Annotated in this window: 23 protein-coding genes; 9 read left to right on the top strand and 14 right to left on the bottom strand. The window is 71.2% G+C overall.

Going from position 1 to position 26509, the window contains the following annotated elements:
- Positions 1 to 51: 51 nt before the first annotated feature.
- Positions 52 to 3024 carry a vitamin B12-dependent ribonucleotide reductase gene (locus ABH926_RS19975; RefSeq protein ID WP_370367189.1) on the top strand — a complete coding sequence of 991 codons (2973 nt, stop codon included), beginning with the start codon at positions 52 to 54 and terminating at the stop codon, positions 3022 to 3024.
- A gap of 276 nt (positions 3025 to 3300) precedes the next feature.
- Positions 3301 to 4314, top strand: a complete 1014-nt coding sequence (locus tag ABH926_RS19970) for a Fic family protein (protein ID WP_370367188.1) — start codon at positions 3301 to 3303, stop codon at positions 4312 to 4314.
- Between the two features lie 62 nt (positions 4315 to 4376).
- Here ABH926_RS19970 and ABH926_RS19965 read toward each other — a convergent pair whose 3' ends face one another.
- The 5 genes from ABH926_RS19965 to ABH926_RS19945 all read right to left on the bottom strand — a co-directional run bounded on the left by ABH926_RS19965 (position 4377) and on the right by ABH926_RS19945 (position 7895).
- Positions 4377 to 5030 (bottom strand): maleylpyruvate isomerase family mycothiol-dependent enzyme, encoded by a 654-nt coding sequence (locus ABH926_RS19965; RefSeq protein WP_370367187.1) that lies wholly within the window; start codon positions 5028 to 5030, stop codon positions 4377 to 4379.
- Between the two features lie 84 nt (positions 5031 to 5114).
- Positions 5115 to 5903, bottom strand: coding sequence for a dioxygenase (locus tag ABH926_RS19960; RefSeq protein WP_370367186.1), 789 nt, complete (start codon positions 5901 to 5903; stop codon positions 5115 to 5117).
- Positions 5904 to 5929: 26 nt separating this feature from the next.
- On the bottom strand, positions 5930 to 6571 hold the full coding sequence (gene ribA, locus ABH926_RS19955; RefSeq protein WP_370367185.1) for a GTP cyclohydrolase II: 642 nt from the start codon (positions 6569 to 6571) through the stop codon (positions 5930 to 5932).
- A 113-nt stretch (positions 6572 to 6684) separates the two neighbouring features.
- Positions 6685 to 7143 (bottom strand): MarR family winged helix-turn-helix transcriptional regulator, encoded by a 459-nt coding sequence (locus ABH926_RS19950; RefSeq protein ID WP_370367184.1) that lies wholly within the window; start codon positions 7141 to 7143, stop codon positions 6685 to 6687.
- A gap of 23 nt (positions 7144 to 7166) precedes the next feature.
- Complete coding sequence (locus ABH926_RS19945; RefSeq protein ID WP_370367183.1) at positions 7167 to 7895, bottom strand: TetR/AcrR family transcriptional regulator; 729 nt, start codon at positions 7893 to 7895, stop codon at positions 7167 to 7169.
- 140 nt (positions 7896 to 8035) lie between these two features.
- Here ABH926_RS19945 and ABH926_RS19940 point away from each other — a divergent pair, with 140 nt between their 5' ends.
- Both ABH926_RS19940 and ABH926_RS19935 read left to right on the top strand, forming a co-directional pair.
- On the top strand, positions 8036 to 8944 hold the full coding sequence (locus ABH926_RS19940; protein ID WP_370367182.1) for an NAD-dependent epimerase/dehydratase family protein: 909 nt from the start codon (positions 8036 to 8038) through the stop codon (positions 8942 to 8944).
- Positions 8945 to 9019: 75 nt separating this feature from the next.
- Positions 9020 to 10339, top strand: coding sequence for an FAD-binding oxidoreductase (locus ABH926_RS19935; RefSeq protein ID WP_370367181.1), 1320 nt, complete (start codon positions 9020 to 9022; stop codon positions 10337 to 10339).
- Positions 10340 to 10371: 32 nt separating this feature from the next.
- On the opposite strand, the gene ABH926_RS19930 is transcribed toward ABH926_RS19935, so the two are convergent.
- Entirely contained in the window at positions 10372 to 10716 is a 345-nt protein-coding gene (locus ABH926_RS19930; protein ID WP_370367395.1) for a winged helix-turn-helix transcriptional regulator, read from the bottom strand.
- 77 nt (positions 10717 to 10793) lie between these two features.
- On the opposite strand from ABH926_RS19930, the gene ABH926_RS19925 reads away from it, so the two are divergent.
- Entirely contained in the window at positions 10794 to 11438 is a 645-nt protein-coding gene (locus ABH926_RS19925; RefSeq protein ID WP_370367180.1) for an NAD(P)-dependent oxidoreductase, read from the top strand.
- 12 nt (positions 11439 to 11450) lie between these two features.
- Here the strand turns inward: ABH926_RS19925 and ABH926_RS19920 are convergent, their stop codons facing one another.
- The 4 genes from ABH926_RS19920 to lpdA form a co-directional block, all read right to left on the bottom strand.
- Complete coding sequence (locus ABH926_RS19920; RefSeq protein WP_370367179.1) at positions 11451 to 12752, bottom strand: NAD(P)/FAD-dependent oxidoreductase; 1302 nt, start codon at positions 12750 to 12752, stop codon at positions 11451 to 11453.
- Positions 12753 to 12972: 220 nt separating this feature from the next.
- Complete coding sequence (locus tag ABH926_RS19915; RefSeq protein ID WP_370367178.1) at positions 12973 to 13875, bottom strand: TIGR01777 family oxidoreductase; 903 nt, start codon at positions 13873 to 13875, stop codon at positions 12973 to 12975.
- A 258-nt stretch (positions 13876 to 14133) separates the two neighbouring features.
- Positions 14134 to 16023 (bottom strand): 2-oxoglutarate dehydrogenase, E2 component, dihydrolipoamide succinyltransferase, encoded by a 1890-nt coding sequence (gene sucB / locus ABH926_RS19910; RefSeq protein ID WP_370367177.1) that lies wholly within the window; start codon positions 16021 to 16023, stop codon positions 14134 to 14136.
- Positions 16024 to 16114: 91 nt separating this feature from the next.
- Positions 16115 to 17515, bottom strand: a complete 1401-nt coding sequence (lpdA, locus tag ABH926_RS19905; protein ID WP_370367176.1) for a dihydrolipoyl dehydrogenase — start codon at positions 17513 to 17515, stop codon at positions 16115 to 16117.
- A gap of 211 nt (positions 17516 to 17726) precedes the next feature.
- Here lpdA and ABH926_RS19900 point away from each other — a divergent pair, with 211 nt between their 5' ends.
- Positions 17727 to 18101, top strand: coding sequence for a hypothetical protein (locus ABH926_RS19900; RefSeq protein ID WP_370367175.1), 375 nt, complete (start codon positions 17727 to 17729; stop codon positions 18099 to 18101).
- A 16-nt stretch (positions 18102 to 18117) separates the two neighbouring features.
- Here the strand turns inward: ABH926_RS19900 and ABH926_RS19895 are convergent, their stop codons facing one another.
- The 3 genes from ABH926_RS19895 to ABH926_RS19885 all read right to left on the bottom strand — a co-directional run bounded on the left by ABH926_RS19895 (position 18118) and on the right by ABH926_RS19885 (position 20812).
- Positions 18118 to 18471, bottom strand: coding sequence for a hypothetical protein (locus ABH926_RS19895; protein ID WP_370367174.1), 354 nt, complete (start codon positions 18469 to 18471; stop codon positions 18118 to 18120).
- Positions 18472 to 18482: 11 nt separating this feature from the next.
- Positions 18483 to 19211, bottom strand: coding sequence for a VIT family protein (locus tag ABH926_RS19890; protein WP_370367173.1), 729 nt, complete (start codon positions 19209 to 19211; stop codon positions 18483 to 18485).
- A gap of 80 nt (positions 19212 to 19291) precedes the next feature.
- Complete coding sequence (locus ABH926_RS19885; RefSeq protein ID WP_370367172.1) at positions 19292 to 20812, bottom strand: leucyl aminopeptidase; 1521 nt, start codon at positions 20810 to 20812, stop codon at positions 19292 to 19294.
- Positions 20813 to 21070: 258 nt separating this feature from the next.
- Between ABH926_RS19885 and gcvT the strand changes: the two genes are divergently transcribed.
- The 3 genes from gcvT to ABH926_RS19870 all read left to right on the top strand — a co-directional run bounded on the left by gcvT (position 21071) and on the right by ABH926_RS19870 (position 24103).
- Positions 21071 to 22180 (top strand): glycine cleavage system aminomethyltransferase GcvT, encoded by a 1110-nt coding sequence (gene gcvT, locus ABH926_RS19880; RefSeq protein WP_370367171.1) that lies wholly within the window; start codon positions 21071 to 21073, stop codon positions 22178 to 22180.
- 65 nt (positions 22181 to 22245) lie between these two features.
- Positions 22246 to 23193 carry an aldose 1-epimerase family protein gene (locus ABH926_RS19875; RefSeq protein ID WP_370367170.1) on the top strand — a complete coding sequence of 316 codons (948 nt, stop codon included), beginning with the start codon at positions 22246 to 22248 and terminating at the stop codon, positions 23191 to 23193.
- Positions 23194 to 23197: 4 nt separating this feature from the next.
- The gene (locus ABH926_RS19870; RefSeq protein ID WP_370367169.1) at positions 23198 to 24103 is read left to right on the top strand and encodes an MBL fold metallo-hydrolase; all 906 of its coding nucleotides are present in this window, start codon (positions 23198 to 23200) and stop codon (positions 24101 to 24103) included.
- A 118-nt stretch (positions 24104 to 24221) separates the two neighbouring features.
- On the opposite strand, the gene ABH926_RS19865 is transcribed toward ABH926_RS19870, so the two are convergent.
- Positions 24222 to 26504 carry an Ig-like domain-containing protein gene (locus tag ABH926_RS19865; RefSeq protein ID WP_370367168.1) on the bottom strand — a complete coding sequence of 761 codons (2283 nt, stop codon included), beginning with the start codon at positions 26502 to 26504 and terminating at the stop codon, positions 24222 to 24224.
- Positions 26505 to 26509 lie beyond the last annotated feature (5 nt).

Below are 26509 nucleotides of genomic sequence, written 5' to 3'. Positions count from 1 at the left end.
AACCGCCTCGGGGTGTCGGAATGGTTTCCCAGGACGGGAGAGGGAAGAAGTATGACGGAGACGGCTAGCGGACCGCGCGGCGCGGCGTCGGCCCGCGGCAACGGGAAGGCTCCCATGAAGCCCGGGCAGGTCGTGCCCGCCCCGGGTGTTTCCCATGAGGCGAAGGCTCCCGCCAAGAGCGGCAAGGGGATGACGATCGAGCGGATCCACACCACCGCCGGCGTGCACCCGTACGACGAGGTCGTGTGGGAGCGCCGCGACGTCGTGATGACCAACTGGCGCGACGGCTCGATCAACTTCGAGCAGAAGGGTGTGGAGTTCCCCGAGTTCTGGTCGGTCAACGCCGCGAACATCGTGACCACCAAGTACTTCCGCGGCGCCGTCGGCACCCCGGCCCGCGAGTGGTCGCTCAAGCAGCTCATCGACCGGATCGTGAAGACCTACCGCAAGGGCGGCGAGGACCACGGGTACTTCGCGACCCCGGCCGACGCGGAGATCTTCGAGCACGAGCTCGCCCACGCGCTGCTGCACCAGATGTTCGCCTTCAACTCCCCGGTCTGGTTCAACGTCGGCACCAAGTCGCCGCAGCAGGTCTCCGCGTGCTTCATCCTGGCCGTCGACGACTCGATGGACTCGATCCTGAACTGGTACCGCGAGGAGGGGCTGATCTTCAAGGGCGGCTCTGGAGCTGGCCTGAACTTGTCCCGTATCCGCTCTTCCAAGGAGCTTTTGTCCTCCGGCGGCAACGCCAGCGGCCCGGTCTCCTTCATGCGCGGCGCCGACGCCTCGGCCGGCACCATCAAGTCCGGCGGCGCCACCCGCCGCGCGGCCAAGATGGTCGTGCTGGACGTGGACCACCCGGACATCGAGGAGTTCGTCCAGACCAAGGCGCGCGAAGAGGACAAGATCCGCGCGCTGCGCGACGCCGGGTTCGACATGGACCTGGGCGGCAAGGACATCACCAGCGTCCAGTACCAGAACGCGAACAACTCGGTCCGCGTCACGGACGAGTTCCTGACCGCGGTGGAGAACGGCGAGCGCTTCGGCCTGCGCGCCCGGCAGACCGGCGAGGTCATCGAGACCCTGGACGCCAAGAAGCTGTTCCGCGACATCGCCCAGGCCGCCTGGGAGTGCGCCGACCCGGGCCTGCAGTACGACGACACCATCAACGCCTGGCACACCAACCCCGAGACCGGCCGCATCACCGCGTCCAACCCGTGCTCGGAGTACCTGTCGCTGGACAACTCGTCCTGCAACCTGGCCTCGCTGAACCTGATGAAGTTCCTGCGCGAGGACGACACCTTCGACACCGAGACCTTCGTGAAGATGGTCGAGCTGATCATCACCGCGATGGACATCTCCATCTCCTTCGCGGACTTCCCGACCCCGGAGATCGGCCAGACCACCCGCGACTACCGCCAGCTGGGCATCGGCTACGCCAACCTCGGCGCGCTGCTGATGGCCACCGGCCACGCCTACGACTCCGAGGGCGGCCGCGCCATCGCCGCGGCGATCACCTCGCTGATGACCGGCGTCGCCTACCGCCGCTCGGCCGAGCTGGCCGGCGTGGTGGGCCCGTACAACGGCTTCGCCCGCAACGCCAAGCCGCACGCGGCCGTGATGAAGAAGCACTCGGACGCGGCGGACGCCTACACCCCGTTCGAGGACTTCGACAAGGACATCCTGGAGCTCTCGCGCACCGAGTGGAAGCGCGGCCTGGAGATCGGTGCGGTCAACGGCTGGCGCAACGCGCAGGCCTCGCTGCTGGCGCCGACCGGCACCATCGGCTTCATGATGGACGTCGACACCACCGGCGTGGAGCCGGACCTGGCGCTGGTGAAGTTCAAGAAGCTGGTCGGCGGCGGCTCGATGCAGATCGTGAACAACACCGTCCCGCGCGCCCTGAAGCGCCTGGGCTACCAGCAGGAGCAGATCGAGGCGGTCGTCGAGTACATCGGCGAGCAGGGCCACGTCGTGGACGCCCCGGGCCTGAAGCCGGAGCACTACTCGGTCTTCGACTGCGCGATGGGCGAGCGCTCCATCGCCCCGATGGGCCACGTGCGGATGATGGCGGCGATCCAGCCGTTCCTGTCCGGGGCCATCTCCAAGACCGTGAACATGCCCGAGCAGGCCTCGGTCGAGGACGTCGAGGAGATCTACTTCCAGGGCTGGAAGCTGGGCCTGAAGGCGCTGGCGATCTACCGCAACAACTGCAAGGTCGGCCAGCCGCTGCAGGACGCGAAGGGCCAGAAGGCCGCCGCGGCCGCCGCGGCGACCGCTTCGGCTCCGGCCGCCACTGCCGCCGTCCCGGCCCCGGCCGCGGCGACGCTGTACGCGCAGCCGGTCCGCAAGCGCCTGGGCAAGAACCGCCGCGGCATCACCAGCTCCTTCTCCGTGGGCGGCGCCGAGGGCTACATGACGGCGAACTCCTACGAGGACGGCGACCTCGGCGAGGTCTTCCTGAAGATGTCGAAGCAGGGCTCGACCCTGGCCGGCATGATGGACGCCTTCTCGATCGCCATCTCGGTGGGCCTGCAGTACGGGGTCCCGCTGGAGACGTACGTCGCGAAGTTCACGAACATGCGCTTCGAGCCGGCCGGCATGACCGACGACCCGGACGTCCGCATGGCCCAGTCGATCATCGACTACATCTTCCGCCGCCTGGCCCTGGACCACCTGGACTTCGACACCCGGGCCGCCTACGGCATCTACACGAACGAGGAGCGCCAGCGCCAGCTCGAGACCGGCAGCTACCTCCCCGACGAGGACGAGCAGCTCGACCACGAAACCCTCGCCCAGTCCGCCCCGATAGAGCACCGGACCGAACCGGCCGCCCCGGCGAAGAAGACCGACTCGGCCCCGCTGCCCGCACCGAAGAGCGTCGGCTCCTCCACGGAGCTGCTGGAGGCGAAGCTCGGCTACGCCGCAGACGCGCCGCTGTGCTTGACGTGCGGGACGAAGATGCGGCCTTCGGGGAGCTGCTATGTGTGCGAGGGGTGTGGGTCGACTAGCGGGTGCAGCTGATCGCACCCTGGTGTGACTGAGAAGCAGCGCTGACGCTGCGAACGCGGTCTCGGAGCCTGTGGCTCCGAGACCGCGTTCTGGCTTCGGTCCGTTGTGACTGATGCGACGCAGCCACCGATCGCCAGCGTCCACCATGAGCGTGTCGTCATCGCCTGCTCGGCTTAATTGATAAGTTCAATTGAGTAATGAGTTGGTGTATCAAAAGGGTGGCCAGCCAGGTGGTGGCAGGTAGGAGCATCGTCAGTGGTGGGTAGAGGTCGTCCGAGCCGGGCCAGTGTGTATGACCGGCTCGATCGGGCGCTGGCGGAACTCAACGGGCGTTTCGGCGGCCTGCCGAGTCCCAAGGAAGCCCAGTCGATTTGGCAAGACATCTGGCATTTGGAAGCGCACCATTCCACGGCGCTGGAGGGCAACACCCTGGTCCTGCGCGAGGTGCAGACGCTGCTGGAACAGGGACGGGCTGTCGGGGCGAAACCGCTCAAGGAGTACAACGAGGTGCGCGGCTACGCTGATGCCGCGCAGTGGGTTTACGGCCAGGCCCTGGAGCCTGGCGATTGGCATGATGGCCGGCTGCTCACCATCGCGGAAGTTCGTCAGGTGCACTACGCGGCGATGACCCCCGTCTGGGATGTGGCCCCGCGCCATGATGCGAAGAGCAGCGAAGGTCCGGGAAGCTTTCGTGAGCACGACATCCTCCCCTTCTCAGCGGGCATGACGCCGCCTGCCTGGACGTTGGTGCCGGCGAGGATGCAGGAGTGGGTCGATGAGGTGTGCCTCACCGGCGAACAACTCACTGGCACTGGAGTGACGTCGGATCGGCCCCTTCCGGAGGTCTTGGCGCGCTTGCACAACGAGTTTGAGAAGGTGCATCCGTTCATCGACGGAAATGGCCGGACGGGACGCCTGGTGTTGAACCTGGTCCTTGTCAGGCTGGGGTATCCGCCGGTCGTGATCTTCAAGCGGCAACGTGAGACCTATCTCGTGGCGATGCAGCGAGCTGATGCCGGTGATTACGGCTCGCTCGGGGAGCTGATCGCACGAGCGATGGTCGACAGTCTCAACAGCTTCATCGTGCCGAATGTCGCCGGCCCTGCTCGTCTGGTGCCGCTGGCTGCGCTGGTCGACACGACGACGACCCTGGCCGCGCTACGACAGGCGGCCCAGCGAGGCCGACTCGATGCCGTCCAGGGGCCAGACGGGGTCTGGAGGAGTTCCCGTAAGGCGGTCGATGCTTACAAGGCCACTAAGCATCAGCGACGGCCAGTCGTACCGCAGCTTTCGGAAAGGTGAGATCCAGCGCTGACGCTGTGAACGCGGTCTCGGAGCCACAGGCTCCGAGACCGCGTTCTGCTTCACTCCACCGACCAAACCGCCTCCACCGGCATCCGCGACTGCAGCATCCCCACACCGTCCCCCGACAGCCCGGCCAGCCCGGCGGGCCGTCCCGTCATGGCGAGCACCAGTGCCAGCGCCGGCCCGCGCACCTCGGGGCCGGTGCCGGTCGCCCAGTCGGCGTCGGTGGCGCGCAGGGTCAGGCCGGTGATGCGGTTCTTGGCGCCGATCAGTAGGTTCGATTTCTTGTAGAAGTCTGCGACGCGCAGTACCGCGTCGGTCGGGTACTCGTGCGCGATGCCCAGTGGGCGGCGGATATCCTCGGCGTGCACGATGGTCTCGCCGAGCCAGGAGTCGGCCGGGCCGGGCGGGTGGGTCGAGGTGTCGGCCTGGGCCTCGAAGGCTGCGAGTCCCTCCGCGGGCGTTCCCGAGGTGCGCTGGGCGATGTCCGCGTCGGTCATGGCGCCGAACTTGAAGCGGGACTTGGCCAGCTTTGTGAGGAACTTCGGCGGGGTCATCTCCGCCGTCGCCGTCATGTGAGCCAGGACGTCGCGGACCGAGCGCCCTGCACACAGCGACGGCGTGTTCCACTGCTCCGGCGTCAGCTGCTGTAGATCCGCCGCCAGTGCGTGGCGCTCGGAGTGGATGACGGGCCAGGGGCCGGGTGCGCTCATCAGGGATCCCTTCGACACCCCCGCCACCAGCCAACCACCGTGCCGGTGGCCGCGCTACTGGTCGCGCGACCCGATCTGCACCCGCTACCCGATCTGCACCGACCGCTTGGCCAGCCCCATCCAGAACCCGTCGATCACCGACCGCTGCGACCCCAGCTCCGCCTCGGCCGCCCCCAGCGTCACGAACAGCGGCGCGAAGTGCTCCGTCCGCGGATGCGCCAGCTTCCCGGCCGGCGCCTTGTTCTCGAAGTCCAGCAGCGCGTCCACGTCGCCGGCGTCCAGGGCCTGGTGCCCCCAGTCGTCGAACTCCGACATCACCGAGTGCACCTTGCCCTCCTGACTCAGCGCCCGCAGGTTGTGCGTGAAGAAGCCGCTGCCGACGATCAGCACGCCCTCGTCCCGCAACGGCGCCAGCCGCCGCCCGATCGCCATCAGCTGCTCCGGCTCCAGCGTCGGCATCGACACCTGCAGCACCGGGACGTCGGCTTCCGGGTACATCTCGACCAGCGGCACGTACGCCCCGTGGTCCAGCCCGCGCGTCGGCTCGTCCTGCACCTCCAGCCCCGGCGAGTGCAGCAGCTTGCGCACCGACTCGGCCAGCGCCGGCGTACCCGGGGCCCGGTACTGGACCTCGTAGTAGTGCTGCGGGAAGCCCCAGAAGTCGTACACAAGGGGGATCGTCGTGGTCGCTCCGAGCGCCAGCGGCGCCTCCTCCCAGTGCGCCGAGACCATCAGCACGGCCTTCGGCTTCGGCAGGTCCGCCGACCACGCCGCCAGCTGGCCGGGCCAGATCGGGTCGTCGGCCAGCGGGGGAGCGCCGTGGCTCAGATACAGCGCGGGCATCCGTTCGGGGGACACGGTCTCTACGGTCATGGCTTCTCCCGGGGGTGTGCGGCGGCTCAGGCCACGGACAGCACGTCGTCCAGCGCGATGCTGTGCCGCGTGTGCTCGACCTTGGCCCGCAGGTAGCGCAGGTTGTGGGCGGTGGTGTGGGCCCCGGTCGGCACGCGCTCGGTGACGGTCACGTGCAGACCCGCCAGCTGCGCCTCCTTGTCCGGATTGTTCGACAACAGGTGCACGCTGTCCACGCGGAGCGCCATCAGCATCTGCGCGGCGACCGTGTAGTCGCGCGCGTCCTCCGGCAGGCCGAGGGCGACGTTGGCCTGGTAGGTGTCCAGCCCGGAGTCCTGCAGGGCATAGGCGTCGAGCTTGTTGTACAGCCCGATGCCGCGCCCCTCCTGCCGCAGGTAGAGCAGGTAGCCGCCGGCCTCGGCGATGCGCTCCACCGACTCGCGCAGCTGCGGGCCGCAGTCGCAGCGGGCCGAGCCGAACACGTCGCCGGTCAGGCACTCCGAGTGCATCCGGACCAGGGGCGGGACGCCGGGTACGGCGCCGGGCTCGCCGAGCACGACGGCCAGGTGCTCCCCGCCGTCGACCAGGCCGTGGAACGTCACGAGCTCGGCGTCGACGCTGTAGCCGTCTCCGAATCTCAGCGGCACGCGCACGCGGGTGCGGATGGTGGCCTCGGGTGTCTCGCTCATGGCACGGGTCCCTCCGTGACGAGTTGTTCCAATTCGAACGACCGGCGCTCGGTTCACCCTAGACTGCCGTTCGAATTTGAACAAACCCCATCCGTCCCGGGGCTATTCCCGGGCTATTCGCGGAGCCGCCGGGAGACCTCGCCGAGCCCTTCGGCCAGCACCGCGAGCTGCTCGGGGGTGAGCACATCGATCAGCGCTTCGCGCACCACCGCGACGTGCCCGGGCGCCGCCTGCTCCAGCTTCTCGCGCCCGGCCTCGGTGAGTACCGCGAACACCCCGCGCACGTCGGTGGGGCACGACCGGCGCTCGGTCAGCCCCGCCTTCTCCAGCTGCGTCATCTGGTACGTCAGCCCGCTCTTGGAGTTCAGCAGGGCGTCGGCGAGCTCGGTCATCCGCAGCGACCCCTCGGGCGCCGCGGAGAGCCGCACGAGGATCTCGTACTGGGTGTGCGACAACCCGGCGTCCTCGCGCAGCTGGTGGTCGATCCGCCGCTCCACCAGAGCGCTCGCGGCCAGAAAGCCCGTCCAGGCCTTCATCTCCTGTGCGGACAGCCACCGCGGTTCCTCGCCCATGCCGCGATTGTAACGAGCGGAAATCAGCGTGGCGTAAGCCCCAGCCCCACCGCCAGCTCCCGCACTTGCCGGTCGAACCATTCGCCCCGCTCGTCGAACACCCGATTGAGCCGTCCGAAGACTTCGAAGTTCACCGCGCCGAAGACATGCGTTACGGCGCTCAGGACACGCTCGATCACATGCGAGTCCTCAGCGAACCCCATACCGACCGCGACGGTACTGAGTTCCTCCGCATAGGCGGGGTTCTCTGTGGGGGGAGAAACCGCGGCTCCCTGAGGAGCGTGGATCTTCCCGGCCGCCTCGGCTTCCGCGACGCACCGCACCATCGCGATCATGGCCCACGACCCCGGTTCGACGGTCTCGTCGGGCGCCAGGTAGCCGGGGATCGGGCTGCCGTAGATGAGCGCGTACTCCGCCGGCCTGGCTATGGCCCAGCGCCGGATCGTGTGGCAGACGGCGAACCAGCGTGACAGGTAGGCGTCGCGGCGGTCCACGCCGCCGTCCGCCTGCTCCACCGCTTCGCCGAGGTCGTTGTACGCGTCGATGATCAGGGCGGTCAGCAGGTCGTCGCGGCTGGGGAAGTAGCGGTAGATCGCCGACGAGACCATCCCCATGTCCCGCGCGACCGCGCGCAGCGACAGCGCCGCCCCGTCGCGGGCCAGGTGCTCCAGCGCCACCCGCTTGATCTCGCCGACCATCTCGGCGCGCACGCGGGCTCGAATGGACGGTGCCGGAGACTTTGCCGCATTCATACCGGTGAGTATCGCACACAAGCGAGAGCAGTGCTCTTGACAGTGTGCGGCGCTCCGGTGCACAGTGATGTCAACAGAGAGCAGTGCTCTCAAAGGGAAGCATCGCACGCCGGATCCCCGGCGAAGAGGAGTGGGTCATCATGGCGCTGCACGTCATCGTGGGTGCGGGACCGGTCGGGACGGCCACCGCGAAGGTGCTGGCCGAGCGCGGCGAGCAGGTGCGCGTCGTGACGCGCAGCGGTTCCGGGCCGGAGCACCCGGCCATCGAGCGGGTGGCCGCCGACGCCACCGACGCCGAAAGGCTCAGCGCGCTGGTTGAGGGTGCCGCGGCGCTCTACAACTGCGCGAGCCCGGCCTACCACCAGTGGCTCACCGACTGGCCGCCGCTGGCCGCCGCCCTGCTGGCGGCCGCCGAGCGCAGCGGAGCGGTGCTCACCGTCGCCAACAACCTGTACGGCTACGGGCCGGTGACCAGCACGATCACCCCGGACACCCCGTTGGCCGCGACCCACCCCAAGCTGAAGCTGCGCGCTGACATGTACCGCGACGCGCTGGCGCTGCACCAGGCCGGCCGGATCCGGATGACCGAGGTGCGGGCCAGCGACTACCTGGAGGCGAACTCGATCTTCTCCTACGTGCTGGCCAAGCCGCTGGACAACGGCAAGCGCGCCTACGTCCCGACCCCGTTGAACGTGAAGCACAGCTGGACCTCCATCGCCGACGTGGCGCGCACGCTGGCCCTGGTCTCCGGCGACGAGCGGGCCTGGGGCCAGGCCTGGCTGGTGCCGACCACGGAGCCGCTGACCGTCAGGGAGCTGGCCGACCGCTACGTGGCCGCGCGCGGCCTGTCGCCGGCGAAGATGACCCAGCTGCCCTACGCGGTGCTCTGGAGTGCGGGCCTGTTCGACAAGATGTCGAAGGAGCTGCGGACCACGCGCTACCAGTTCGCGAAGCCGTTCACGATCGACAGCACCCTGACCGAGAAGACCTTCGGCCTGGCTCCCACCCCGATCGACGACGTGCTGCGGACGATGACCGTGCCCGCTTAAGTCAGTGGTGATCAGTACCGTGGAACACGATCATCCGAACGATGCTGATTCACCCCGATCGAGAGGGACCGTGCCATGACCGAGCCGTCTTTGTTGCCCCTGCGTGAAGCCGTCCGCGGCGAGGTCCTGCTCCCCGGCGACGAGGGCTTCGACGCCGCTCGCCGGCCCTACAACCTGGCGGTCGCGCAGGACGTGCGCGCGGTGGTGACGGCCGCCGACGCCGAGGACGTGGCCGCGCTGGTGCGCTACGCGAACCAGGCCGGCGTCCCGATCGCGGTCCAGCCCACCGGCCACGGGGCCTCGGGCACGGCGGCCGGCGCCATCCTGCTGCGCACCGGCCGCCTGGACGACCTGAGCGTGGACCCCGAGGCCCGCACCGCGCGCATCGGCGCCGGCGTGAAGTCCGGCGCGGTCAACGCCGCGACCGCCCCGCACGGCCTGGTCGGCAAGCCCGGCAGCTCGCCGACCGTGTCCGTGGCCGGATACACCCTCGGCGGCGGCGTCGGCTTCTTCGCCCGCAAGTACGGGATGTCCTCGGACCACGTGATCGAGTTCGAGGTCGTGGACGCCGACGGCGGGCTCCGCAAAGCGAACGCGGAGGAGAACCCCGACCTGTTCCACGCCCTGGCCGGCGGCGGCGGCGACTTCGCGATCGTGACGGCGCTGACCGTCCGCCTGCACGAGGAGCGCGAGCTGTTCGGCGGCACCGTGTTCTGGCCGGAAGCCCGCGCCGCCGAGGTCTTCGCGGCGTTCCGCGACGTCACCGCCTCGGCGCCGCGGGAGCTGACCGTGTGGGTGTCGCGCGTGCAGTTCCCGGGCGGCGCCCCGGCGATGGTGGCGGTGTCGGCGGCGTATCTGGGCTCGGAGACCGACGGCCACGCGCTGCTGAAGCCGTTCGAGGCGATCGACGGCACCCTGAACGGCGCCTGGAAGGCGCTGCCGTTCGAAGACCTCGCGACGATCACGAACGACCCGGTCGACCCCGGCCCGAGCGTCTCGCGCACGGAGCTCCTGGGCCGCTTCGACGCCGGAACCATCGCCACCCTCCTGGCCGAACCGATCGCCCCCCTCCTGGCCCTCCAGGTCCGCCACCTCGGCGGCGCCCTCACCGGAGCCCGCCCCGGACCCCGTGGCCCGGTGGCTGAGGAATACCTGGTCTACCTGCTGGGCCTGGCGCCCACGCCGGAAGCCGGCGCCGCCGTGGCCGCGAAGCAGGCGGAGGTGGCTGCGGCGCTGGGCGACGCGGTGACCGGCGCGAAGCTGGCGACCTTCCTCGGCCCGACGGACACCCTGGCCGACACGATGACGCTGGACGAGGCCGAGCGGCTGCGCGGGCTGAAGAAGAAGTGGGATCCGCAGGGGCGGTTCGTCGCGAACTTCCCGCTGGGAGAGTAGGCCGAAGTCTGCGATGGGGCGGCGCCGGACTGTCAGGCCGCCCCGTCGTACTCATCCCGCGCCGCGCGCAGTGCCTCCAGGTTCGCGAAACCCCACTCGCGGCACGCCTCGATCGCCGGCAGCAGGCTCCGCCCCAGCGGCGTGAGCTCGTACTCCACGTGCGGCGGGTTCTCGTCGAAGACCGTGCGAGTGATGAATCCGTTGCGTTCCAGGGCGCGCAGCGTCTCGGTCAGTACCTTCGGGGCCACTCGGCTCAGGGGCACCCGCAGCTCGGTGAAGCGGCGCGGGCCGCCTTCGAGGCAGACCAGCACCAGGCCGCCCCATTTGTCGGCGATACGGAACGGCGACTCGGCCGAGGGGCAGGCGGCGTCGAACATGTCCGGGCTCAGCGATTCCACAGGTAGAGCCTAGTTACGTTGCAGTGACTGGGGCGGGCGGTCCTACCGTCGCGGACATGGCGAACATCATTGTTTTCGGAGCAGGTGGTCGGGCCGGGCGGCCCACGGTGGCCGAGGCGGCTCGGCGCGGGCACACGGTCACGGCTGTAGTCCGCGATCCGGCCAAGTACCCGGAGCTCGGGGCGGCGGCGGGGGTGAGCGTCGTCGCCGGCGACGTCACCGACGCCGCGGACGTCGCGCGCCTGGCGAAGGGGCACGACGTCGCCGTCAACACCGCCGCGGGCATGGACGAGGGCCACTTCGTCGCCGCGGCCCGGGCCCTGGTCGAGGGCCTCGGCGCGGCCGGTGTCCGCCGGCTCGTCGCGGTCGGCATCGGCGGCGCGCTCGAAGTGGCTCCGGGCGTCGCGGCGCACGACAGCGACGGGCTTCCCGAGGAAGCGCGTGCCTTCTCCCGCGGCCACGCCGCGCAGCTTCCGCTCCTGCGCGCCTCGGACCTGGACTGGGTGGTCCTCGCCCCGCCGCTGGTGTTCCTCGACGAGGGCCCCGGCACCGGCGGCTACCGGCTCGGCGGCACGCAGGCCATCCCCGGGGCCGACGCCTTCGCCTACGCCGACCTGGCCCTCGCGCTCGTCGACGAGGCCACGGCGCCGACCCGCTCCCGCGAGATGGCCGCCGTGGCCGCCGTGGCCGCACCGGTGTAGGCCCCCTACCCCTCAGGCGGTGGCCAGCTCGTCACTGCGAAAAGACACCCCGAGATCGGCCAACACGGACCGCGCTGCACGCCGTCCCGACTCCATCGCCCCGTCGATCCCGGCGGTGTCCCGATGATCGCCGCACACGTACAACCCGTGGATCAGGCGCACCGGCCGCCGGAAGTTGTGCGGCGAGGTCATCGCGGGCACCGCGTGCGGGAAGTGGTGCACCGCCACGCACTCCCAGCGGTCGTCGCCGCCCGGGTACAGCTCCGCGAGCCGGGCCCGGACCGCCGACTCCAGCTCCGAGGTGCGGGTCCCGGTGTGGCCGACCACGTTCGTGGAGATCAGGGTCCGTCCGTCGGGGCTGCGGCCGGGCACCGCGTGGCTGACCGCCGCCGTGCGCGCCACCGGCGAGTGCGGGTCGGCGTCGACCAGGACCGCCGGTTCGGTGCGCGGCGGCGGGAGCACGGTGGCGTGGTGGAACGTGGTCACCGCCCGCGGCTGCGGCTCGTGCAGTCCCGGCAGCAGCTCCACCGCCGTCGCCGGGTCCGTCGCCACCACCACCGCGGAGCTGCGCAGCACCTCGTCGGCGGTGATGACGCCGTTCGCGTAGACCATCAGGACCTCGGTCTCCAGCCGGATCGCGCCCGGCGGGAGCCGCTCGGCCAGCCGGTGCGGGATCGCCGCGATGCCGCTCGCCGGCAGGCACCAGCGCCCGCGCACCAGCTGGCGCAGCGCCAGCTCCATCGCCCGGCCCGACACCGCCAGCGCCGGGTCCGGCTCGGCGGCGAAGGCCTCCAGGTAGGGCCGCAGGAAGCCGTCCACCACCCGCCGCGACAGGCCGACCTCGGCGACCAGCGCCGCGGCCGTGCGCTCGGGGCGGGCCAGGATGCTCTCGGGGCGGCTCAGGGCCACCCGCAGCAGCCAGCCCGACTGCCGGCGGCGCTCGGCCGGGGAGCCGAGCGGGGTGCGCAGGGCGGTGCCCGCGCCCGTCGCGCCCTCGCCGCCGACGCAGTCGCCGTAGCGGATCCGCTTGCCGTCCAGCTGCAGGTCCACGCCGGAGGCGAAGCACCCCAGCTCCAATTTCGTGTTCTCACCGTGCTCGACGGAGTTCACCAGGTGGAAACCCTTGTCCACCAGGAACCCGGAGACCCTCTCGGTGCCGGCTCTGCCCCCCACCCGGTCCGACGCCTCGATGACCAGGACGTCCAAACCCGCCTCGTGCAGCCGCCCCGCGGCGTGCAATCCGGCGACCCCGGCACCGACGACGATCACGTCGGCGTCCAGGTGATGCCGGTGGCTCGGACTTTGTGCTGTCACGTGAGCCCCTCCACCCTCTAGAGCCGACCTCCCGGCGCGCCTTGTGGGCCCGCGCGGTTCGCGCGCTGGGCAGGGCGAAGCCGGCCGAGCGTCGGCGCTTGTGCAGGGATGCCTACCCCTGGGCCCGTGGCGTACTCACGCGAAACGCCTGCTGTCTCAGCATTTGAGAACTCTGGGTATCCGGACCGTCACACATTTAAGAGGGCTGATTCAGGCGGCTTCAGCCGAGCGCCGCGGCCAACGCCGCGCGGGCATCAGGGGTCGTGAAGGTGAACCCGGACTCGGTCAGCCGCGCCGGCAGCACCCGCTGGCTGCCGGTGAGCTCGTTCGCCATCTGCCCGAACAGCACCCGCAGCGCGAACCCCGGCACCGGCATGACCGTCGGCCGGTGCAGCACGTGGCCCAGGGCCTTGGTGAAGGCGCGGTTCGTGACCGGCAGCGGGCCGGTGACGTTCACCGCCCCGCTCAGCGTCCCGTCCGCGGTCAGGGCCATGATGTGCCTGACGGCGGCCAGGTAGTCGGCCATCCCGATGAACGAGAAGTACTGCCGGCCGCTGCCGATCGGGCCGCCGATCCCGGCCTTGAAGAACGGCAGCATCCGGGCCAGCGCGCCGCCGGAGCCGCCCAGCACGACCCCGTTGCGCAGGTGCGCGACCGGGATCCCGGCGTCCTCGGCGGGCTTCGTCGCCATCTCCCAGTCCCGGCACAGCGCGCCCAGGAAGTCCTCGGAACCCGGCGACTTCTCGGTGACCGGCGTGGTGCCGGTGTCGCCGTAGAAGCCGATCGCCGACGCCGACAACAGGGCCTTGGGCGGCTCGGTCAGCAGGGCCAGCGAGCGCGCCAGGGTGTCGGTGCCGTGGATCCGGCTCTCGCTGATCTCCCGCTTGTAGGCGGCGGACCAGCGCTTGTCGCCCAGGCCCGCGCCGGCCAGGTGCACCACGACGTCGCAGCCTTCGTACGGCTTGGGGTCCGGGTCGCCGAAGGGCGACCAGTGGCGCTCGCCGGCGGCTTCGTCCGGGTGTGTGTGGCGGACCAGGCGGACGATCTCGTGGCCGTCTTCGGTGAGCGCGGCGGACAAGGCCGTGCCGATCATTCCCGTGGAGCCGGTGATGGCGATCCGCATAGCAGCAGCATAGCTCTGTGATCCCGGCCGGCCGGGGAGCGGGGGTGCGCAGGTCGCGCCGGGCGGGAGTGCCGCTGACGGCCAAGGCCGAGCGCGTCATGGCGCGCCGCCCCCTGCCCCCGGGCCAGCACGCGGCGGGCCCCGGCTGGCCACGGTGGTGCTACCTGGACGTTCGCCGGGACGAGCTCGCGGTGACGCTGGCCCGCGAGCCGAAGCGGACAGTGGCCCGGTCCTCCAGGACCGGGCCACACTCAGTTGCTACAGACCGAGGTCCGCCTCGAACTTGCCCTCTTCCAGCCGCTCCTTCATGGTGACCAGGAAGCGGGCCGCGTCGGCGCCGTCCACCAGGCGGTGGTCGTACGTCAGCGCCAGGTACACCATCGAGCGCACCGCGATGACCTCGCCGAGGTCGGGGTCGTTGATGACCGCCGGGCGCTTCACGACCGCGCCGGTGCCCAGGATGCCGACCTGCGGCTGGTTCAGGATCGGGGTGTCGAACAGCGCGCCGCGGCTGCCGGTGTTGGTCAGCGTGAACGTGCCGCCGGCCAGCTCGTCGGGCAGGACCTTGTTGGTGCGGGTCCGCTCGGCCAGGTCCGCGATGCCGCGGGCCAGGCCGCCCAGGTTCAGGTCGCCGGCATTCTTGATGACCGGGGTCATCAGGCCCTTCTCGCTGTCCACCGCGATGGCCAGGTTCTCGTAGTCGTGGTACGTGACCGTGCCGGCCTCGGTGTCGATGACCGCGTTCAGGTTCGGGTGCTGCTTGAGCGCCTCGATCGCGGACAGCGCGAAGAACGGCATGAACGACAGCTTCACGCCCTCGCGCGCCTCGAACTCGCTCTTGGCGCGGGTCCGCAGGCGGGCGATGTTCGTGACGTCCACCTCGACCACGGTGGTCAGCTGCGCCGAGGTCTGCAGCGACTCGAGCATGCGCTTGGCGATCAGCGCGCGCATCCGGGTCAGCTTCTCGGTGCGGCCGCGCAGCGGGCTCGGGGTCACCGGGGCCTTGGCGGCCGGGGCGGAGGCCGAGGACGCTGCCGGGGCGGCGGCCGGGGCCGGCTTGGCCTTGGCCGCGTCGATCACGTCCTGCTTGCGGATGCGGCCGCCGACGCCCGTGCCGGTGACGCTGGCCAGGTCCACGCCGTGCTCGGCGGCCAGCTTGCGGACCAGCGGGGTGACGTAGGCCGCGGCCGGCTCGGCGCCGGGGGAGTCGACGCGCGCGGCGGTCTGGGCCTGCGCGACGACGGCCGGGGTGCCGGGCTTGTACTCGCCGGCCGGGGCCGGCGCGGGGGCGGGAGCGGTCGCGGTGAACGACGGCGCCGCCGCCACGGCCGGAGCCGGGGCCTGCGGGGCCGGCGCGGGAGCCGCGACCGGCGGGGTCGCCGGCAGCGGGGCCGGAGCCGGAGCGGCCTGCGGCGCGGGCGCCGGAGCCGGAGCCGGAGCGGCGGCGGGCGCCGGCGCAGCGGCCGGAGCCGGAGCCGCGGCGGCCGGAGCGGCGCCGGGGGCACCGATCACGGCCAGCTGCGCGCCGATGTCGATGGTCTCGTCCTCGGCGACGTTGATCGCCAGCAGCACACCGGCCACCGGCGACGGCACCTCGGTGTCGACCTTGTCCGTGGAGACCTCCAGCAGCGGCTCGTCCACCTCGACGGTGTCGCCGACGGCCTTCAGCCAGCGGGTGACGGTCGCCTCGGTGACCGACTCGCCCATCGCGGGCAGCGTGACCGGCGTGCCGGACGCAGCGCCGCCGGCCGGGGCCGCCGGAGCGGCGGGCGCCGGGGCCGGAGCCGGGGCGGCGGCCTGCGGGGCCGGCGCGGGGGCCGGAGCGGCAACGGGAGCCGGGGCCGGAGCCGGGGCCGGAGCAGCCGCGGGGGCGGCAGCCGGGGCGGCCGGAGCCGCCGGAGCCGCGTCCGCGGTGTCGCCGATGACCGCCAGCTCCGCGCCGACCTCGACCGTCTCGTCCTCGCCGACCTTGATCGACACCAGGAACCCGGCCGCCGGGGACGGGATCTCGGTGTCGACCTTGTCGGTGGAGACTTCGAGCAGCGGCTCGTCGACCTCGACCCGGTCGCCTTCCTTCTTCAGCCAGCGGGTGATGGTGGCCTCGGTGACCGACTCACCCATCGCGGGCAGAACTACTGAGACCGACATGAGCGCTCTCTATCTCCTTCGCAGAACATTCCGTGCAGAATTCTCAGGGCTTCCGCAGGCTCTGTCCTGCGGTGTCCATACAGCAGGCTTATCAGTCGTGGACGTGGAGCGGCTTGCCGGCCAGGGCCATCATGGCCTCGCCCATCGCCTCGGTCTGGGTCGGGTGCGCGTGCACGAGCTGGGCGACCTCCTGCGGCAGCGCCTCCCAGTTGAAGATCAGCTGCGCCTCGCCGACGAGTTCACCCATCCGGTCGCCGACCATGTGGATGCCGAGCACCGGTCCGTCGATCTGCTGGACCACCTTCACCTGGCCCGAGGTCTTGAGGATCTTGCTCTTGCCGTTGCCGGCGAGGTCGTAGTTGAAGGTCTTCACGGCCGTGTCGCCGTACTTGGTCTTCGCCTGCGCCTCGGTCAGGCCCATCGAGGCGACCTCGGGGTGCGAGTAGGTCACGCGCGGCACGCCGTCGTAGTCGATCGGGGCCACTGGCTCTGAATAAAGCCCAGCCAGACCGGCGATGTGCTCGGCGACCAGGATGCCCTCGGCGAAGCCGACGTGCGCCAGCTGCAGGGTCGGGATCAGGTCGCCGACCGCGTAGACGCCGGGGACCGAGGTGCGGCAGTACTGGTCGACCTTGACGTAGCCGCGGTCCATGGCGACCCCGGCCTCCTCGTAGCCCAGACCCGCGGACACCGGGCCGCGGCCGACGGCCACCAGCATCAGGTCAGCCTCGACGGTCTTGCCGTTGGCGATGGAGGCGCGCACGCCGTTCTCGGTGTACTCCACACCGGAGAAGAAGTTGCCCAGTTCGTACTTGATGCCGCGGCGGCGGAAGGCGCGCTCCAGCAGCTTGGAGGAGTTCTCGTCCTCCAGCGGGACCAGGTGCGGCAGGCCCTCGATGATGGTCACGTCGGTGCCGAAGGACTTCCACACCGAGGCGAACTCGCAGCCGATGACGCCGCCGCCGAGGACTATCGCCGAGGCCGGGACGTAGTCCAGCTTCAGGGCGTGGTCGCTGGAGATGATCCGGTTGCCGTCGATCTCCAGGCCCGGCAGCGACTTCGGCGTCGAGCCGGTCGCCAGGACCACGTTCGTGCCGGTCACGTTCTGACCGTTGACCTGCACGGTGTTGGACGAGACCAGCTTGCCCTCGCCGGCGATGAACTCGATCTTGCGGGCCTTCACAATGCCCTGCAGGCCCTTGTACAGCTGGCCGACGACGCCGTCCTTGTAGGAGTTGACGGCCGCCATGTCGATGCCGTGGAAAGTGGCCGCGACGCCGAACTGCGCGGCCTCGCGGGTGTTGTCCGCGACCTCGCCGGCGTGCAGCAGCGCCTTGGTGGGGATGCAGCCGCGGTGCAGACAGGTCCCGCCCACCTCGGCCTTCTCGATCAGCGCCACGCGCATGCCGAGGTCCGCTGCCCGGAAAGCGCAGGCGTAGCCGCCCGAGCCGCCGCCGAGGATGACCAAGTCGAACTGGTTGTCGCCTGCCACGTGCGTTCCTCTCACTGCCTGCTTCTCGCTTTAGCCGGTCCCGTTCCGCCCCACACTGACACACTGCTGTGGAAGGGTCAGCGAACGGACGGACGCGGAGTCGCGGGTAGCGCATCCGCGACCGGAACGCCAGTCTAGTCCGCGTGCGGACCCGACTTCTGCCGAGCCCCGCAGCCCGGCCGAAGGGAGCAACGATCTTCCGGGAGTGGTTATGCCCCTGTTCCGCCGACGCCGTCCCGCCATGCCCGTTCCGGCTCCCGGACCGACCGCGCCGCCGCCCAGCAGGAGATCCACTGAGGAACTGGCCGCCGCCGAAGCGCACCTGAGCGAGTTCGCCCGCAGCCGCGCCGGAGTCGAGGCGTACATAGAGCCGCGCACCTCTGTGACCGACACCACAGTGGTCTTCATCGCGGCGTCCGGGGAATGGACACGGCGGCGGGTGCGCAGTCCGCAGCAGGCGCATGCTTTGGCCCGCGCATTAGGTATTCCTGCCTACGACGCCGGTGTGGTCGGCTACCCACAGCGCATGCGGGACTGGACGCGCAAACGGGCCGAGGAGGACAAGCGGCGGCTCGACGGCGTCTGAAACGGCCCGCCCGGCCTCAGGAGCTGTCGTCGTCCGCCGCGACCTTGCAGAACCAGGAGTCGGCGCCCTCGAAGTCGCCGCGCCGCTCGCAGAACTGCCCCATCGTGGCGATCGCGTCCTGATAGCCGCTCACGGCCGCGCGGTGCACCAGTTCCTCCCCGTCCTGGTGCTCGCCGCGGTGCCACAGCATGACGCCCAGCTTGTGCACCGCCTCCAGGCTGCCGAGGCCGGCCGCCGACCGCAGCCAGCGTTCCGCCTCGGCGGGGTCGTGGTGCCTGGCCGCGTGCGCGAGGCGCAGCATCGCCTCGGTGTCGCCGTGCACCGCGGCGGCCGTCCACTCGTCGATCCGTTTCTCGTGCCAGTGCAGCATGGCGCCCTAGGCTAATCGACGCGCCCGATCAGGGTCCCGACGAGGTAGGTGATGCCCATCGCCAGCGCCCCGCCGATCACGTTGCGCAGGATCGCCCGCCCCGGCGCCGCGCGGCCCAGCCGGGCGCTGACCCAGCCGGTGGCGACCAGCGCGATCAGCACACTGACCACGGTGACCGGCACCCGCCAGCCGTCCGGCGGCAGCACGATCGCCAGCAGCGGCAGCAGCGCGCCGACGCTGAACGCCACGAAGCTGGCGAGCGCCGCGTGCCAGGGGTCGGCCAGCTCTTCGGGGTTGATACCCAATTCGGTCTGCGCGTGGGCGCTGAGGGCGTCGTGCGCGGTCAGCTCCTCGGAGACCTGGCGCGCCGTGCTCTCCGTCAGCCCCTTGTCGCGGTAGAGGCCGACCAACTCCTCGAGCTCCGCCTCGGGCGTCTCGGCGAGTTCCTTGCGCTCCATCGCCAGCGCCGCCTTCTCGGTGTCGCGCTGCGTGGACACCGACACGTACTCGCCCGAGGCCATCGACAGCGAGCCGGCCAGCAGCCCGGCGATGCCCGAGGCCAGCAGCGCGGACCGGGAACTGGTGGCCCCGGCCACGCCGACCACCAGGCCGGCCGTGGAGACGATGCCGTCGTTGGCGCCCAGCACCCCGGCCCGCAGCCAGTTCAGCCGGGCCCCGAGCCCTTCGTGCGGGTCGTGGGCCGGATGGTCGTCCGGTTCGGTGCCGTCGGCGGCGCTCATGGCGACACGCATACCCGCGAACGCCGAAGCGGTCACCTCCCGCTCGCCGGAGATGACCGCTTCGGATCAGTATCGGGTGCCTACTTGCCGGCGCCCAGGTCCTCGGCCAGCTTCACCAGCGTCCGCACCGCGGCGCCGGTGCCGCCCTTCGGGGTGTCGCCGTAGGCGCCCTTCTCGTTGAAGGAGGCGCCGGCGATGTCCAGGTGCGCCCACTTGATGCCCTCGCCGACGAACTCGCGCAGGAACAGGCCGGCGACCAGCATGCCGCCCATGCGCTGCCCCATGTTCGAGATGTCGGCGCTCTGGGTGTCGATGGTCTCGCGCAGGTACTCCGGCAGCGGCATCGGCCACATGTCCTCGCCGGCGGCCTTGGCGGTCTCCACGATGGTGGTGCGCAGGTCGTCGTCGTTGCCCATGACCGCGGAGAACCGGTCCAGCGCCAGGACCTGCGCGCCGGTCAGGGTCGCGACGTCCAGCAGCAGGTCCGGGCCGTCCTCGCTGGCCCGGGCCAGCGCGTCGGCCATGACCACGCGGCCCTCGGCGTCGGTGTTCATGATCTCGACGGTCTTGCCGCCGTACATGGTGATGACGTCCGAGACCTTGATCGCGCCGCCGCCGGGCATGTTCTCGGCCAGCGACAGGTACGTGGTGACGTTGACCGGCACCTCCTGCCGGGCCACGGCCAGTGTCGCGGAGAACACCGCCGCGGCGCCGCTCATGTCCGACTTCATGGTGTCCATGGCGTTCGCCGGCTTCAGCGAGATGCCGCCGGTGTCGAAGGTGATGCCCTTGCCGACCAGCGCCAGGTGCTTCTTGGCCTTGGGGTGGCGGTAGGTCAGGCGGACCAGGCGCGGCGCCTTGGCCGAGCCCTTGCCGATGCCCATGATGCCGCCGTAGCCGCCCTTGGTCAGCGCCTTCTCGTCCAGCACCTCGATGCTGAGCGTGGCCAGACCGGCGTCCTTCACCTCGGCCTGCGCGCGCTCGGCGAAGGTCTGCGGGTACAGGTGCGAGGGCGGGGTGTTGATCAGGTCGCGGGCCAGGTTCACGGCGCCGGCGACGGTGGCGGCGCGCTCCACGGCCTTCTTGACCGGGGCCTGCTTGGCCGCCGCGGTGGCCAGCACCACCTCGCCCAGGGCGCCCTTCGCGTCCTTGCGCGGGGTCTTCAGGCCCTCCCACGCGTAGGTGCCCAGCAGCACGCCCTCGGCGATCGCGCCGGCCTGCCCGGCGTCGTCGGCCGGCAGCGCGAAGACCGCCTTGGCCTTGCCGGCCAGCGAGCGCGCCGCGGCGGCCGCGGACTTGCGCAGGGTGTCGGTGCTCACTGTGGCGCCCTTGCCCGGCTTCTTGCCCAGGCCCACGGCGACGATCAGCGGCGACTTGACGTCGCCCTGCCCCGGCAGCCGGGTCAGCTCGCCGTCCTTGCCGGCGGCGCCGAGCAGGTCCAGCGCCTTGGCCAGGGTTCCGCCGTAGGCCGCGTCCACGGCCTCGGCGCCGGGTGCCAGGGCCACGCCCTTGACCCCCTTGGCGGTCTCGGTGGCGTACACGCCGACTACGACGGCGTCCGCCTTGCCGGTCGCGGTAGCGGACAGGGAGATCGAGGTCATCGTTGATCCAGTTCTCGCTAGGACATCTGCAGATTCTGGCGGGGAAGGGGGTCGCCCTTCGCAGGGGTCGCCCTTCACAGCGGTCGAGGCGGCCGTCACCCGAGTCATCGTTACTTTAGGCGACTGTATTCCGTAGCGGCATGCCGGGCGAGGCGCCGGGATGACCTTCCCCGTTCCCGGGCAGTCCATCCCCCCGTCGCTGCGCACCGCCTCGGCCGTGGCTCGCCGGAGTGCCCTTCTCGGGTATCGTCTCGGCCTGTGACCAGCGATCTGTTGACCTCGCCCCTGCATGCCCGGCACGTCGCCCTGGGCGCCAAGATGTCCGATTTCGGCGGCTGGGACATGCCGATCGAGTACAGCAAGACCGGAGGCGTGCTCAAGGAGCACGCGGCGGTCCGCGAGCAGGTCGGCGTCTTCGACGTCAGCCACCTCGGGAAGGCCTCGGTCACCGGCCCGGGCGCGGCGGCGTTCGTGAACTCCGTGCTGGCCAACGACCTGCAGCGCATCGAGCCCGGCCAGGCGCAGTACACGCTGTGCTGCGACGACGCCACCGGCGGCGTGGTCGACGACCTCATCGCCTACCTCAACGGCCCCGAGGACGTCTTCCTGATCCCCAACGCGGCCAACACCGCCGAGGTCGTCCGCCGCCTGCAGGCCGCCGCCCCCGAGGGCGTCGCCATCGAGAACCGGCACCGCGACTTCGGGGTGCTGGCGGTTCAGGGCCCGAAGTCGGCCGAGGTGCTGGCCGCGCTCGGCCTGCCGACCGAGCACGACTACATGTCCTTCGCCGTCGCCTCGTTCCAGGACGCCCCGCTCACCGTCTGCCGCACCGGCTACACCGGCGAGCACGGCTACGAGCTGGTGGCGCCGTGGGACAAGACCGAGGCGCTGTGGGACGCGCTGCTGGCCGCCGGCGAGGAGTTCGGCATCCGCCCCTGCGGCCTCGGCGCGCGCGACACCCTGCGCACCGAGATGGGCTACCCGCTGCACGGCCAGGACCTGTCGATGGACATCACGCCGAACATGGCGCGCGCCGGCTGGGCCGTGGGCTGGAAGAAGCCGGCGTTCTGGGGCCGCGAGGCGCTGCTGGCCGAGCGCGAGGCGGGCGCGAAGCGCCTGCTGCGCGGCATCAAGGCCGTGGACCGCGCCATCCCGCGCGCGCACATGGTCGTCAACGACGCCGACGGCAAGCAGATCGGCGAGGTCACCTCTGGAACTTTCTCGCCGAGCCTGCGCGAGGGCATCGGCCTGGCGCTGCTGGACCGCGAGTACACCGAGGGCGACACGGTGTACCTGGACGTGCGCGGAAAGGCCGCGGCGTTCACCGTGGTGAAGCCTCCGTTCGTGGACGTGCGCACCCGCGGCTGAGACCGAGCTCAGGTGATCCGCCCCCGGCCCGAGCGCCGGGGGCGCCTTCGTGGGAGCATGGCCGCATGATCAGCACCCCCCATACGGGCAATGGTGGCGAGCGGCCGACCGGACAGCAGTACACGATCAAGGCGGGGCAGTACGCCGCCACGGTGACCGAGGTCGGGGCCGCTCTCAGGACTCTGCGACTGGACAACCGGGAACTGATCATGGAGTTCCCCGAGGACGGCGTCCCGGTCGGCGGCAGCGGTCAGCTGCTCATCCCGTGGCCGAACCGGATCCGCGACGGCAAGTACACCTTCCGCGGCGTCGAGCGCGAGCTGGAGATCACCGAACCCGCGCGCAACAACGCGATCCACGGCCTGTCCCGCCACGCGCACTGGCAGCTCGACGCCCAGACCGACTCCTCGGTCCGCCTGACCCTGCGTCTGGAGCCGCAGCCCGGCTACCCGTTCCTGCTCGAGCTGGCGGCGGAGTACGCGCTGGACGAGGACGAGGGCCTGACCGTCTCGGTGAGCGCGCGCAACGCCGGCGACTGGGAGGCGCCCTACGGCATCGGCTCGCACGCCTACCTGAAGGTGGACGGCGGCCTGGACGGCCCGCAGGGCCTGGCGCAGGTCCCGGCCGGCCGCTGGCTGATGGTCGACGAGCGCATGATCCCGCAGTGCGAGGTCCCGGTCGGCGGCACCCCGTACGACTTCCGCGACCGCCGCTCGCTGCGCGCGGTGACCCTGGACACCGCCTACACGGACATCGTCCGCGACGCCGACGGCCAGGCCCGCGTCACCCTCGGCCAGGGCGTGGACGGCGTGACGATGTGGTTCGGCGCCGGCCTGGAGTGGGTGCAGCTGTTCTCCGGCGACCCCCTCGACGCGCCGTACCGCCGCTCGGCCCTGGCGGTCGAGCCGATGAGCTGCCCGCCGAACGCCTTCGCCAGCGGCAAGGGCCTGATCGTGCTGGAGCCCGGCCAGTCGGTGACGCACACCTGGGGCATCGTGGTGGGGGCGGTCTGACCTCGTGCCGAGCCCGCTCGACCTGAGTTGGAACCACGGCGTCCCGCGCTGGGGCTCGCGCTCGGCCCCGGAGCCGCCGATCCAGGTGCGGTCCTACGACGAGCGCACGGTGATCCTGCGCCAGAGCAAGAGCACGAGCTTCGAGGCGCCGTTCCTCTACCTGCTCTTCGGCCAGGACCGGGCCCTGCTGCTCGACACCGGGGCGACCGCGGACCCCGCGGTCTTCCCGCTGCGCGAGACGATCGACGCCCTGGTCGCGGACTGGCTGCGCCGGCACCCGCGCGACGGCTACGAGCTGGTGGTCGCGCACACGCACGGCCACGGCGACCACGTCGCGGCCGACGCCCAGTTCGCCGGACGGCCGGACACGGTCGTCGTCGCGAAGGAACCGGAGGCGGTGCGCGAGTTCTTCGGGTTCGACGACACCCGCTGGCCGGACCAGGACGTGGAATTCGACCTCGGCGGCCGAGCCCTGCGCGCCATCGGCGCGCCCGGCCACCACGCGGCGGGGGTGGTGTTCTTCGACCCCGCGACCGGCTTCCTGCTGACCGGCGACACCGTGTACCCGGGCCGGATCTACGTCGCGGACCCCCCGGAACTGGTGGCCACCCTGAACCGCCTGGTGGCGTTCTGCGCCGCGCACGAGGTGACATGGGTGATGGGCTGCCACGTCGAGATGACCGACCGGCCCCACCGCGACTACCCGGCCGGGGCGACGTATCAGCCGCGCGAGCGGGCGCTGCCGATGACGGTCGCGCAGCTGACCGCGTTGCGGGACGCGGCGGTACGGGTCGGCGGACGGCGCGGGGTGCACAGGTTCGAGGACTTCATCGTGTTCTACGAGCCTTCGGGGCTCGCGAAGTGGAGGTTCTTCGCGGGTGCCCTGCGGGCCCGGGTGTTGCGGCGTTAGGGGAGCCGGAACCACCAGTGCCCCGCCGACCGGGCGGTCAGCGGGGCACTGCCTTTGTACTACCAGGGTTCTGTTACACAGGTGTCTGTCAAGTAGGGTTCTGTTACACAGGGTTCTGTCACGCGACGCCGAGCACGTCCGGGTCGGCCGGGCTGCCCGAGATGACCGTGCCGGTGCCGGTCGCGAGCCACAGGCTGTCGTTGGTGTCCGCGCCGACCCAGGCCACCTCCCACTGCGCACCCGGCAGGGCGATCAGCGACGGGCTGGTGCCGGCGGCCACGCCCAGGACGTCCGGGTCGGCCGGGTTGCCGTTGATGGTGGTCCCGGTGCCGTCGGCCAGCCACAGGCTGCCCGGGCCGCTGGTGGCGGCGCCGTGCCAGGCGACCTGCCACGTGCCGTCGGTCAAGGCGGCGATGGCGGGGTTGGTGCCGGGGGCCATGCCGAGTACGTCGGGGTCGGCCGGGTTGCCGTTGATGACGGTGCCGGTGCCGTTGGCCAGCCACAGGCTGCCGCTCGGGTTCTGGGAGTCGGCGCCGTGCCACGCCACTTCCCAGCTGCCGCCGGCCAGCGCGGTGAGCGCCGGGCTGGTCCCCTCGGCGACGCCGAGCACGTCCGGGTCGGCCGGGTTGCCGTTGATGGTGGTCCCGGTGCCGTTGGCCAGCCACAGGCTGCCCGGGCCGGTGTCGGCGGCGCCGTGCCAGGCGGTCTCCCACGAACCGTCGGACAGGGTGGTCAGCGCCGGGCTCGTCCCGGGGGCCATGCCGAGCACGTCCGGGTCGGCCGGGTTGCCGGCGATGACGGTGCCGCTGCCGGCGGCCAGCCACAGGCTGCCGCTCGGGTTCTGGGTGTCGGCGCCGTGCCAGGCCACCTCCCAGCCGCCGCCGGGAAGCGCGGTCAGCGCCGGACTGGTGTCCGTGGCCACGCTGAGCTTGTCCGGTTCGGCGATCGAGGTGACCGTGGTCCCGGTGCCCGTCGCGATCCACAGGCTGCCGGTCGGGTTGTCCGTGTCGGGGGCGTGCCAGGCGGTCACCCAGCTGCCGTCGGGCTCGGTGATGACCGAGGGCGAGGTGCCCGGGGCGACCCCCAGCACATCAGGGTCCGCGGGGTTGCCGGCGATGGCCGTCCCGGTGCCGGAGGCGAACCACAGGCTGCCCGCCGGGTTCTGGGTGTCGGCGCCGTGCCAGGCGGTCTGGAAGCCGCCGTTCGGCAGCGCGGCCAGGGACGGGTTGGAGTGCGAGCTCACGGTGATGCTCAGGGGCGAGGAGGCCGGCGAGGCACCGCCGGAGTTGTTCGCGACGGCCGTCAGACTGTGCGCGCCGCGCGTCGCCGTCGCGGTGTCCCATTCGAGCGAGAAGTCGGGGCCGGAGGTCGAGGTGCCGATCACAGTGCCGTCGAGCTTGTACGTCACCGAGCTGGCGCCCGGGGCCGAGGCGGTCAGCGCGATCGTGCCGAACAGCGGGCCGGACGGCACGGCGACGGTCGGGGCGGCCGGTGCCACCGGGCCGTTGTTGATGGTGATCGGGGAGGGCGCGGAGCTGCCGATCACCCCGTTGAGCGTCGCGGTGGCGACCACCTGGTAGGTCCCGTTCGGCAGGAGCTTGGGATCGAACTGCCAGGTGTGCGTGGTCGTCCCGGGCGTGCCGGGCACGGCCGGCGAGACGAGCTTGTCGGCCCCGTTCTGCTGGACGTGGTAGTAGAAGGAGTCTGCGGCCGGGCTCGCCGTACCGGTCAGCGTGACCGCCGATGAGGTCACGGTCGTGCCGGTGACGGTGGTCGTGGGCGGGCTCGCGGGGTTGTTCAGCTGGTCGTTGTTGTAGCGGTAGACCTTGTATCCCTTGTTGATCAAGTAGTCGGTGTCCCAGGCGTCGTGCCCCGAAGCCTGGGAGGTGGGAACACCGGTGTGCGATTCGGAGTCGATGACCGCTGCCGTGTGCGAGGAGTCCGTCCAGCCGGCGAACAGCACGATGTGCTCGCCGGTGAGGACCAGGGCGTCCCCGGGCTGGATCGTGGCCAACTGGCCGGCGGCCTTCAGGCTGCTGACGGTGCCCAGGTACTTGGAGATCGACGGGTCGTCCAGGCCCGGAGGGGCGTAGCTGACCGGCGGGCTCCAGGTCATGTGCCAGGCCATGGCGACGAAGCCGGCGCAGTCCTCACGGTAGGTGCCGTCTCCCGACGGGCTGGCGTACCAACCGCCCTGGTCGTAGGGGACACCGTTGGCGATCCAGTTGTCGGCGCGGGCCAGCATCATGCACGGCGAGATCGCACCACCCTTGGCGGAGGTGTCGGTGCACGCCGGTGCGCCGTCGGCGTGAGCCGGTCCGGCGATGAGCGCGGCGGACATCGTGGCGGCCACGGAACCCGCGATCAGTGCGCCGGACAACCGGCGGCGGAACTTGTCCATCGCAG

It is taken from the genome of Catenulispora sp. GP43 (assembly GCF_041260665.1).
In the GTDB taxonomy this organism is placed as follows: Bacteria; Actinomycetota; Actinomycetes; order Streptomycetales; family Catenulisporaceae; genus Catenulispora.
The sequence above is the reverse complement of the archived record's forward strand: the minus strand, read 5'-3'. Positions and strand labels throughout refer to the sequence as shown.